General features: G+C 73.6%; 10 protein-coding genes and 2 pseudogenes. 6 read left to right on the plus strand and 6 right to left on the minus strand.

The features are described from left to right. Nucleotides 1-165, plus strand: a pseudogene (locus ACWJ6R_RS22955) (SIS domain-containing protein); the annotation flags it as partial. A 46-nt stretch (nucleotides 166-211) separates the two neighbouring features. Then, nucleotides 212-448 (plus strand): glucose PTS transporter subunit EIIB, encoded by a 237-nt coding sequence (locus ACWJ6R_RS22960; protein WP_189235307.1) that lies wholly within the window; start codon nucleotides 212-214, stop codon nucleotides 446-448. 20 nt (nucleotides 449-468) lie between these two features. Here the strand turns inward: ACWJ6R_RS22960 and ACWJ6R_RS22965 are convergent. After that, nucleotides 469-738: pseudogene (locus tag ACWJ6R_RS22965) on the minus strand (precorrin-6A/cobalt-precorrin-6A reductase); the annotation flags it as partial. Nucleotides 739-851: 113 nt separating this feature from the next. Here ACWJ6R_RS22965 and ACWJ6R_RS22970 point away from each other — a divergent pair. Next, the gene (locus ACWJ6R_RS22970) at nucleotides 852-1,925 is read left to right on the plus strand and encodes a cobalt-precorrin-5B (C(1))-methyltransferase (protein WP_449064208.1); all 1,074 of its coding nucleotides are present in this window, start codon (nucleotides 852-854) and stop codon (nucleotides 1,923-1,925) included. A 485-nt stretch (nucleotides 1,926-2,410) separates the two neighbouring features. Here ACWJ6R_RS22970 and ACWJ6R_RS22975 read toward each other — a convergent pair whose 3' ends face one another. After that, nucleotides 2,411-2,761 carry a hypothetical protein gene (locus ACWJ6R_RS22975; RefSeq protein ID WP_449064209.1) on the minus strand — a complete coding sequence of 117 codons (351 nt, stop codon included), beginning with the start codon at nucleotides 2,759-2,761 and terminating at the stop codon, nucleotides 2,411-2,413. A gap of 395 nt (nucleotides 2,762-3,156) precedes the next feature. Here ACWJ6R_RS22975 and ACWJ6R_RS22980 point away from each other — a divergent pair, with 395 nt between their 5' ends. Together ACWJ6R_RS22980 and ACWJ6R_RS22985 are read left to right on the plus strand one after the other, a co-directional pair. Then, nucleotides 3,157-4,338 (plus strand): sensor histidine kinase, encoded by a 1,182-nt coding sequence (locus ACWJ6R_RS22980; protein WP_449064210.1) that lies wholly within the window; start codon nucleotides 3,157-3,159, stop codon nucleotides 4,336-4,338. Further along, on the plus strand, nucleotides 4,335-4,994 hold the full coding sequence (locus tag ACWJ6R_RS22985) for a response regulator (RefSeq protein ID WP_449064216.1): 660 nt from the start codon (nucleotides 4,335-4,337) through the stop codon (nucleotides 4,992-4,994). Before ACWJ6R_RS22980 ends, ACWJ6R_RS22985 begins: the two co-directional genes overlap by 4 nt. Nucleotides 4,995-5,223: 229 nt before the next feature. On the opposite strand, the gene ACWJ6R_RS22990 is transcribed toward ACWJ6R_RS22985, so the two are convergent. From ACWJ6R_RS22990 to ACWJ6R_RS23005, 4 genes are all read right to left on the minus strand, one after another. Continuing rightward, the gene (locus ACWJ6R_RS22990) at nucleotides 5,224-6,720 is read right to left on the minus strand and encodes a putative bifunctional diguanylate cyclase/phosphodiesterase (RefSeq protein ID WP_449064211.1); all 1,497 of its coding nucleotides are present in this window, start codon (nucleotides 6,718-6,720) and stop codon (nucleotides 5,224-5,226) included. Continuing rightward, nucleotides 6,663-7,580: a hypothetical protein gene (locus ACWJ6R_RS22995; RefSeq protein ID WP_449064212.1), complete on the minus strand. Its 918-nt coding sequence runs from the start codon at nucleotides 7,578-7,580 to the stop codon at nucleotides 6,663-6,665. Before ACWJ6R_RS22995 ends, ACWJ6R_RS22990 begins: the two co-directional genes overlap by 58 nt. Nucleotides 7,581-7,796: 216 nt before the next feature. Then, nucleotides 7,797-8,543: a precorrin-4 C(11)-methyltransferase gene (gene cobM, locus ACWJ6R_RS23000; RefSeq protein WP_449064213.1), complete on the minus strand. Its 747-nt coding sequence runs from the start codon at nucleotides 8,541-8,543 to the stop codon at nucleotides 7,797-7,799. Next, nucleotides 8,540-8,767, minus strand: coding sequence for a hypothetical protein (locus tag ACWJ6R_RS23005; RefSeq protein WP_449064214.1), 228 nt, complete (start codon nucleotides 8,765-8,767; stop codon nucleotides 8,540-8,542). Before ACWJ6R_RS23005 ends, cobM begins: the two co-directional genes overlap by 4 nt. 10 nt (nucleotides 8,768-8,777) lie before the next feature. Between ACWJ6R_RS23005 and ACWJ6R_RS23010 the strand changes: the two genes are divergently transcribed. Beyond that, a partial coding sequence (locus ACWJ6R_RS23010) for a hypothetical protein (protein ID WP_449064215.1) occupies nucleotides 8,778-9,306 on the plus strand: 529 nt, incomplete at its 3' end.

The raw sequence follows: 9,306 nt of genomic DNA on the forward strand, positions 1-9,306 counted from the left end.
CGCGGCGGCCGGCACGGCGGCGCTGAACGGGCCCGACCTGCCCGAGTGGGTCGCCCCGCTCGGCCTCGTCTCCCCGGCCAGCTGCTCACCGAGGCGCTCTCGCGCCGGCTGGGGATCGACCCCGACGCGCCGCGAGGCCTCAACAAGGTGACCCAGACGGACTGACGCCCGGACCTAGGCTGGTCGGGGACCGTCGAAGCAGGAGGACGACATGGCGGCAGACGCCGGCGCGATCATCGCGGGGCTCGGTGGCGCGGAGAACATCATCGACATCGAACCGTGCATCACCCGGCTCCGGACCGAGGTGCGCGACGCCTCGAAGGTCGACCAGGCCGCGCTGCGGGCGGCCGGGGCCCACGGGGTCATGGCCGCGGGCAACGTCGTCCAGGTGGTCGTGGGACCCCAGGCCGACACCATCGCCGGAGACATCGAGGACATCATCGGCTGAGGGTCCGGCGGGAGCCCGGTACGGCGGGCCGCCTCGACCGCCGAGGCGGTCATCCGGGCGGCGAACGGGTGCGTGGCGTCCACCACGGCGCCGATCCGGCGCTCCGCCAGCCAGGCGGCGAGCCCGTCGGGACCGCCGAACCCGCCCTCGTGCACCTCCCCCACCGGCAGCCTCGGGTCGCGCACCCGGCCGGCCAGGGAGGACACCACATGCGTCCCGGGCCGACCGGCGAGCGCGGCGGCCAGCCTCCTCGCCTCGTCGGTGCCGCCCAGCACCAGGACGTTCAGCACCCCGTCACCCCTCTCCCCCCGCGGCGCGTCCGCGTTCTCCGGTGCCGGGTCCCCGGGGTCCTCCCCCTCGCGTGCCCGATCACCGGGACACCGTACCGGCAGGCGGCCGGGCGGTGAGCGGACCCCTGCGCCACGGCTGGACCACCGGCGCGTGCGCGACGGCGGCGACCGCCGCCGCCTACACGGCGCTGCTGACCGGTGAGTTCCCCGACCCGGTGGAGATCGTCCTGCCGAAGGGGCGGCGCCCGGCGTTCGCGCTGGCGCGGGAGTCCCTCGCCGCGGGCGCGGCGACGGCCTCGGTGGTCAAGGACGCGGGCGACGACCCCGACGTGACGCACGGCGCGCTGATCTCGTCGACGGTACGGCACGGCGTCCCGGGCGGCGGCGTGGTGTTCGCCGCCGGTCCCGGCGTCGGCACCGTCACCAAGCCGGGCCTGCCGCTGGAGGTGGGCGAGCCGGCGATCAACCCGGTCCCCCGGCGGATGATGCGCGAGCACGTCGCCGAGGTGGCCGCCCGCTGCGGCGGGACCGGGGACGTGGTCGTGGAGATCTCCGTGGAGCACGGCGAGGAACTGGCCCGCAGGACCTGGAACCCCCGCCTGGGCATCCTGGGCGGCCTGTCCATCCTCGGCACCACCGGCGTCGTCGTGCCGTACTCGTGCTCGGCGTGGATCGACAGCATCCGGCGCGGGATCGACGTGGCCCGCGCGGCCGGGCACGCGCACGTCGCCGGGTGCACCGGCAGCACCTCCGAGCGGGTCGCCGCCGAGCTGTACGGCCTGCCGGAGGACGCGCTGCTGGACATGGGCGACTTCGCCGGGGCGGTGCTGAAGTACCTGCGGCGGCATCCCGTGCCCCGGCTGACGATCGCCGGGGGGATCGGCAAGCTCTCCAAACTCGCCGACGGCCACCTCGACCTCCACTCCGGCCGCTCCCAAGTCAATCCGGGCCTGCTCGCCGAGCTGGCCCGCGCGGCGGGCGGGGACGACGCCCTGGCCGGGCGGGTCCTGTCGGCCAACACCGCCCTGCACGCCCTGCGCCTGTGCCAGGAGGCGGGCCTGCCCCTGGGCGACCTGGTCGCCGAGCGGGCCCGCGCCACCTCCACCGGCGTGCTGCGCGGGGCGCCGGTGGAGGTGGACGTGGTGGTCATCGACCGCGCTGGGGTGATCGTCGGCCGCGCCGGATGATCACCACTTCTCCCATTCGCCTTGCTCGAAACACCTGTGCGCCCAGTAGGCGAGCTTCGCCGGACCGGTGATTCCGACATAGGGTCCGTGCCCCCCCAGACACCTCATCTTCTTGATCGTGACGAATTCCCATTTGCCGTGCGTGCAGGCGGGGATGAGCCGCCTGACGAGGGCCTTCCCGCAGAGCCACCTGACGCTGGGCTTCGGCGCCCCCGCCGCGGTCATCGCGTGACCCGTCGGTGCGGCGAGCACGGCGGGGCCCGCGGCGGCCCGCGGAGGTCCGGCCTGTGCGGTGGCGGGTCCCGCAGCGAGCACGAGCGCCGCCCCCGACGCGACCACGATCGACCCGACGAGATTCATTCTCATTCTCCAGCCTTTCTTTCGGGCGGTCGACGGAGACCGCACGATATCGGTAGGGGGAACGGCACGGTCTCCCGCGGCCGGCGGGATCCCGTTCCGAAGCGACGCGAAACCGTATGCCGCTCTCAGCATGTGACGGTCTTCTCGTACTTCGGAAAGGAGCTCTGCGGAACGAATATCCAGAGCTTCTTCTGATTCGGCTGCATTCTCCAGCAGGGGCTGTCTTTCCCTCGTTTGACGAGCACCTTCACCCGCATCGCCTTTCCGCATCCGTTGCTCACGCGAGCCGCAATTCCTCCCGCGACGCCGATGATCTGGCGTTTGACGCAGGACGGCGCGGTGCCCGCCGCGGCCCGAGGCGCCTGGGCCGCAGCGGGCGCCTTCACCGGTCGCGCCGCGTGAGCCGCGCCCGCAGACGCCACGAGCGCGACCGCCGAGGCGGTGAGAGCGGCGGAGACCTTCAACGTCCTCTTCATTCAGAGAGCCCTTTCCGATGGTGTTCTCCGGCACGGTGACGGCGCACCGGGCACGACTTCGGCCAGGCGGAGAGGAAATACGGCCGACTTGCCCGCGAAATCCTCGGCGGCTCGCTTCCTCCTATTCTGATGCGGCCCCGCCCGACGTTCACGGGAACAAGAGTAGAAAGCGCGGCGCAGGTAGATCGTCAGCCCGCGGACCGATCTTCCGTACGATGCCGGTCGTAGCGTCCGCGTACAACCAGCGTGGTACACCCGTCCCCCGTGCGCCGCCTCTCCGCGACCGGGATCGGGCCCCGGCGGCTCGGTGGCCGCCTTCCCGAACGACCCGGAGCGCGGCCGACGATCCGGTTTACTGGACACGAGTGGAACAAGTGCCGCAATAATGTCAACTCGTGCTACGAGACTTGCGGGGATGGTGGAACGACCACCGGATCGCGGACTCGGCCCTGGCCGTGGTCGCCTGCGGCTACCTGCTGTTCGAGACCCCGTACCAGGAGCAGGACGTCACCGACTGGCAGCACCTGCCCCTGCCTTTCTGGGGTGACCTGCTGGCCTACGCCGCCTTGGCGTGGCGGCGCAGGCACCCCCTCCCCGTGCTCGCCCTGGTCTGGACGCTCTGGTTCGCCGGCGGCCGGTGGGACGTGTGGGCGGAGTGGAACGCCTCCTGGGCGGAGCTGGGAACTTCGACCGCGCTGATGCTCATGTTCTACACCGCGGGCCGGTGGACCTCGTCGGGGTGGCCCCTCCTCTTCCTCGCCGGCACGCTGCTCCCCACCGCGCTCTCGGTGGCCCGGGCATGGACCGATTCGCCCCTCCTGCCGCTTCCCCAATCGGCCACGCCCGGTGATCTGTTCACGATGTCCTTCGCGGCGTGCGCCGGCGCATGGGGGCTCGGTCGGCTGCGGAGGTCGGAGATGGAGGCGATCACGCGCGCGAAGGAGAACCAGGTACAGTTCGCTCTGGCCGAAGAGCGGGTGCGGATCGCCCGGGAACTGCACGACATCGTGGCGCACAACGTCAGCGCCATGGTCGTCCAGTCCGACGGGGCCACAGCCGCGTTGCTCGACGAGGACACCGCCGAGGCGGCCACCGCCATCGAGGCGATCGGCCAGACCGGCCGCACCGCCCTCGGGGAGTTGCGCCTGCTCCTGGGAGTGCTCAGGGACGCGCCAGTGTCGCCCCAGCCCGGCATCGACACAATCGGGGACCTGGTGGAGCGGCTCCCGCTGACCGTGCGGATGCGCGTCGGCGGAAAGGTCCGGGAGACGTCGGCGGCCCTCGGCCTGGCCGCCTACCGGATCGTGCAGGAGGCCCTGACCAATACGCTCAAACATGCCGGAAAGGACGCTACCGCCGACGTGGTTCTCCGTTACGAGGACGATCGACTGCGCATTCAGGTGACCGACGACGGCGGGAACCGACCGTGCGGCGCGCCGGGGGCGGTACGGCTGCGCGGCTCCGGCCACGGCCTGCTCGGCTTCCAAGAGCGGGCCGCGATGTTCGGTGGCACCGCGCACGCCGCCCCGCTGCCCCATGGCGGCTTCCGGGTGGAGGTCACACTGTCATGGAAGTGATCCGTGTCCTACTGGCCGACGACCAGGAACTGGTCCGCACCGGGTTCCGCCTGGTGCTGCGCCGGGAACCCGGAATCGAGGTCGTCGGGGAGGCCGGCGACGGCCGGGAGGCACTCGGCATGCTGGAGGAGACCGAGGTCGACGTGGTGGTGATGGACGTGCGCATGCCACGCATGGACGGGATCGAGGCGACGCGGCGGATCTGTGCGCGCGGCGGTCCCCGGGTCCTCATCCTGACCACCTTCGACTTGGACGAGTACGTCTACGGCGCGGTCAAGGCCGGAGCCAGCGGGTTCCTGCTGAAGGACACCAAGCCGCAGTCCCTGATCGAGGCGATCCGCACGGTCGCCGCAGGGGAGATGCTCTTCGCCCCCACCGTGACCCGCCGCCTCGTGGAGGCCTACACCGGCGACCGCGCCCGGTCCTCCCCGGCCCCGGAGGGCCGGCTCGACGCGCTCACCGCCCGAGAGGCCGAGGTTCTGTGCATGGTCGGCCGCGCGCTGTCCAACGGGGAGATCGCTTCCGAGCTGTGCGTGAGCCAGGCGACGGTCAAGACCCATCTGAACCGGGTGATGACCAAGCTCGGGCTGTCCAGCCGCGCCCAGGCCGTCGCCCTGGCCTATGAGACCGGGCTGGTCACCCCTCACAGGGACTGACGGGAGGCGAGGCGGCACTCGTGGCCGCCAGAGAGAGTGATCGCCTCACCGGAGCGCACCCGGTCCCGCGATCGACGCGGACCTGGATTCCGTGGGCGCAGCGGCACGGCGATCCTCGGCGGCCTGGGCGCCGGTCTGGAGGGTGCGGGACAGCGGCTGACGACGCCGTGCCCGCGGACCTCCGCCGGCCGCCGGGTGCCGGAGGCCGGCCTGGAAGCGCTGACGCCGGTCAGGCGGCGTTCCGCCACGGGACGGCCCGGAGCAGGTCGTCGACCTCCCGTGGGGAGACGGGCGGAGAGAACAGGTAGCCCTGGGCCAGCGGGCAGCCCATCTGCTGGAGCACGCCGGCCTGTTCACGGGACTCGACGCCCTCGACGACGGTGGACAGGTCCAGGCTGGCCGCCAGCTCCACGATCGCCCTGGTGAACGCCCGGGCCTGGCGGTGGTCCGCGTTCGTGAGCGGGGCCGTGAACGATCGGTCGATCTTGAGGATGTCGACCGGCAGGGTGCGCAGGTAGGCCAGCGAGGAGTAGCCGGTGCCGAAGTCGTCCAGCGCGATGCGGACCCCGTGGGCGCGCAGGTCGGCCAGGACCTCCACGATGCGCCGGGTCTCGGCCTGGCTGGTGGCCAGCAGCATGCTCTCGGTCACCTCGATGGTCAGCGCGTTGCGCGGCAGCGCCTGGCGGGTCAGGATCTCCACGACCATCTCCCGGAAGGTGCGCTCGCGCAGCTGCCGGCCGGAGACGTTGACGGTCACGGCGATACCGTGGCGCTCGTGCCACCGCTTGGCGTCGGCGCAGGCCTGCTCCAGCACCCACCTGCCGATGTCGACGATCAGCCCGGTGTCCTCGGCGACGGGGATGAACACGTCCGGCGGGATGGGCCGGCCCCCGGTCGGCGTCCAGCGCAGCAGCGCCTCGACCGCGTAGATGCCGCCCGAGACGAGGTCGACGACGGGCTGGTAGGCCAGGCTGAGCTCGTCCGCGGCCAGGGCCTGGCGCAGGCCCGTCGCGATCGCGGCGTGGTGCAGCCGCTCCGCGCGCAGGGCGTGGTCGAAGACGGCGATCTGGTTCTTGCCCGCGGCCTTGGCCGCGTACAGGGCCAGGTCGGCGTCGCGCAGGGCGTCGCTGGCGGTGGCCGGGGAGCTCTCGGCCAGGACGCCGATGCTGGTGGTCACATACAGTTCGCGGCCGTCGATGGCGTAGGGGGCGCGCACCGCGGACAGCACGCGTTCGGCCGCGGCCGTGGCGGTGCCCAGGTCGGCGCCGGGCAACACGATGGCGAACTCGTCGCCGCCGAGCCGGGCCAGGATCTGCCCGTCGGCGGTCAGGCCGCGCAGCCGGCGGGCCACGACGGTCAGCAACTCGTCGCCGACGGGATGGCCGTAGGTGTCGTTGACGTCCTTGAACCCGTCCAGGTCCAGCAGCAGCAGGCGCGGGGGCGGGCCCGCCGGGGTGCGCGGCGTGGTCGGCGACGACGCCCCGCAGGCCTCTCCCAGCAGGGCGCGGTTGCCCAGGCCGGTCAGCGGGTCGTGGGAGGCGCGGTGTGCCAGGCTGCGCCGCAGGACGTCCTGCCGGTGCAGGGCGTCGCGCAGGTCGGCGGCCCGGGTTTCGGCGATCCCGGCCACCACGCTCAACCGCAGCACCAGCAGGACGGCCAGGATCAGGGTCAGCACCGTGACCGCCGGGTCGCCGTGCGAGGAGACGCCGTTCGTGCTCTGCAGCATCCGCCCAGGATGGAGACCGCCGGGCTGAGCAGCGCCACCGCCAGGAAGATCCGGACGCGGTTCCGGCCGGAGGCGGCGGCGGATCCGATCCGGCCGGCGCCCGCCAGGCTGGGGTGCAGCGCCGCGGCCCCGATCAGCACCGACCAGCCCAGCCAGCCGGCCGTGGTGAGAGGACCGGCCGGACGGTCGGCCACCTGGTTGAGCAGGTAGACGCCGTCGGCGGCGAACAGGACGAGGTAGGAGACGCTCAGCAGGCGCAGCCACGGTGCCCGGCGGCTGTCGAGGGTCATCCGGGTGATGACGCCGAAGGCGAACAGGTCGATGACGGGCGGGGCCAGCGCGAAGACGAACGCGGTGGTCAGCCGGCCGCTGCCGGCGATCGCCGGGGCGATCAGGAAGGTCCACAGCGGCATGGCCACCCCGACGCTGATGATGCCGCCGTCCAGCAGGGCCGCCCAGCGGGAGCCGTCGCCCTGCAGGCTCAGCGCGATCAACGCGGTCAGCGACAGGACGTAGGCGCCCAGGGTGCCGATCCGGTACATCTCCAGCAGCTCGGGGCTGCCCAGCCACACGCCTCCGACGCCCCAGCCCAGCGTGGTGGCCGCCCAGGCCACCACGACGGCGCCGCGCATCAGCCGCCAGGGCCGCGACCGCGCCAGACCGTGACGGCGGGTGCCTTCGAAGACCGCCAGCACCGAGGCCGCCTGCCCCAGCCCCCAGAACAGCGCCTCCACCCTCGGCGACCGGTCGGTGACGATCGAGGCGGCCACCGTCAGCACGCCTCCCAGCAGCAGGAAGCCCAGCCAGGCACGGGGATGGACGGCCGGGCGGGCCGCCGCCTCGGGTGGGGACGGGTTCATCGGGTTCCTCCTTGCCGCATGTCCCGGCCGCCGATCGGCCCCCTGGGGGACGGCCGGCGACCGGCGGGTGACGGCCGGCGCCGCAGCCGGGCGCGCGAGAGCACGAGATCGCCCGTTCCTTCCATGGAGTCCGGGTCTCCCTCATCGGCCGGCGAGCCGGGCAGTTGAGGAAACCCGGCGAACCAGCGAACCGGCCGGACCCCGCCCGCCCCTCCGCTACGCGTCCCGGCAGCGGGCGGCGGAGTAGAGGTGGCTGTCGGGGAACTCCGAGGCGGTCAGGACGCGGCCGACGACGATCACGGCCGTGCGGACGATGCCCGCGGCCTCCACCTGCTCCGCGATGTCGGCGAGGGTGCCGCGCAGGATCACCTCGTCGTCGCGGCCGGCCCGGGCCACCACGGCCGCCGGGCAGTCGGCGCCGTAGTTGGGGACCAGCTCGCCGACGACCTGCCCGATCCGCTGCACGGCCAGGTGCAGCACCATCGTGGCCCGGCTCCGGCCGAGCGTGTCCAGGTCCTCGCCCTCGGGCATGGGGGTGGCCCGCGCGGAGGTCCGGGTCAGCACGATCGTCTGGCCCACCCCGGGCACGGTCAGCTCCCGCTTCAGCGAGGCCGCCGCCGCCGCGAACGCCGGCACACCGGGGATCACCTCGTACGGCACCGCCGCGGCGTCGAGCCGCCGCATCTGCTCGGCCACCGCGCTGAACACCGACGGGTCCCCGGAGTGCAGCCGGGCCACGTCGCGCCCGGCCCCGTGGGCGGCGAGCATCTCCGCGACGATCTCGTCCAGGGTCATCCGCGCGGTGTCGACCAGCCTCGCGCCGGGCGGGCAGTCGGCCAGGAGCTCCGCCGGGACCAGCGACCCGGCGTACAGGCACACGGGCGAGGACGCGATCGCCCGCTGCCCCCGCACGGTGATCAGGTCCGCGGCACCCGGCCCCGCCCCGATGAACCGGACCGTCATCTCTCCTCCTCCGTCGGTTTGACCGCCGTCCAGACCGTCACGGGCATCAGGGGGCGCCAGCCGGTGAAGCCGCCGAGCGGGGCCGCCCGGCTGACCGCCAGCCGTACCAGGTCCCCGCCGAGCTCGCCGTACCAGGAGGCCACGACGGACTCGGACTCGACGGTCACCGCGTTGGCCACCAGCCGGCCGCCGGGCCGCAGCGCCACCCAGCAGGTCTCCAGCACGCCGGGGACGGTGAGCCCGCCGCCGACGAAGACGGCGTCGGGGGACGGGAGACCGGCGAGCGCGGCGGGGCGGCCCGGTCACCACGCTCAGCTCCGGGACGCCGAGCCGGGCCGCGTTCCCGGCGATCCCGGCGGCGCGGGCGGGATCACGCTCCACCGCGACGGCCCGGTTGGCCCGGTGCCCGCGCATCCACTCGATCGCGACGCTCCCGGCGCCCGCGCCGACGTCCCAGAGCAGCTCGCCGGGGACGGGCGCGAGGCGGGACAGGGTCACCGCGCGCACCTCCCTCTTGGTGAGCTGGCCGTCGTGCGCGAAGGCGTCGTCGGGCAGGCCGGGGACGCACGGCAGCGGCACGGTCCCGGGATCGGCCCGGCACTCGACCGCGACGACGTTCAGGTCGTGCGTCGCGGGCAGCGCCCAGCCGCCCGCCGTCCCGGAGACCACGCGCTCCTCGGGACCGCCGAGGCGTTCCAGGACGGTCATCGGGCTGCCGCCGTACCCGTCGGCGGCGAGCAGCGCGGCGACCCGCGCGGCGGAG

Source organism: Planomonospora algeriensis (assembly GCF_977012225.1).

What these genes read in the sequence shown, in the direction of transcription:
- ACWJ6R_RS22995 (WP_449064212.1), bottom strand. Translation starts at nt 7,580, where the DNA reads ATGAACCCGTCCCCACCCGAGGCGGCGGCCCGCCCGGCCGTCCATCCC.
- ACWJ6R_RS22975 (WP_449064209.1), bottom strand. Translation starts at nt 2,761, where the DNA reads ATGAAGAGGACGTTGAAGGTCTCCGCCGCTCTCACCGCCTCGGCGGTC.
- cobM (WP_449064213.1), bottom strand. Translation starts at nt 8,543, where the DNA reads ATGACGGTCCGGTTCATCGGGGCGGGGCCGGGTGCCGCGGACCTGATC.
- ACWJ6R_RS22990 (WP_449064211.1), bottom strand. Translation starts at nt 6,720, where the DNA reads ATGCTGCAGAGCACGAACGGCGTCTCCTCGCACGGCGACCCGGCGGTC.
- ACWJ6R_RS22960 (WP_189235307.1), top strand. Translation starts at nt 212, where the DNA reads ATGGCGGCAGACGCCGGCGCGATCATCGCGGGGCTCGGTGGCGCGGAG.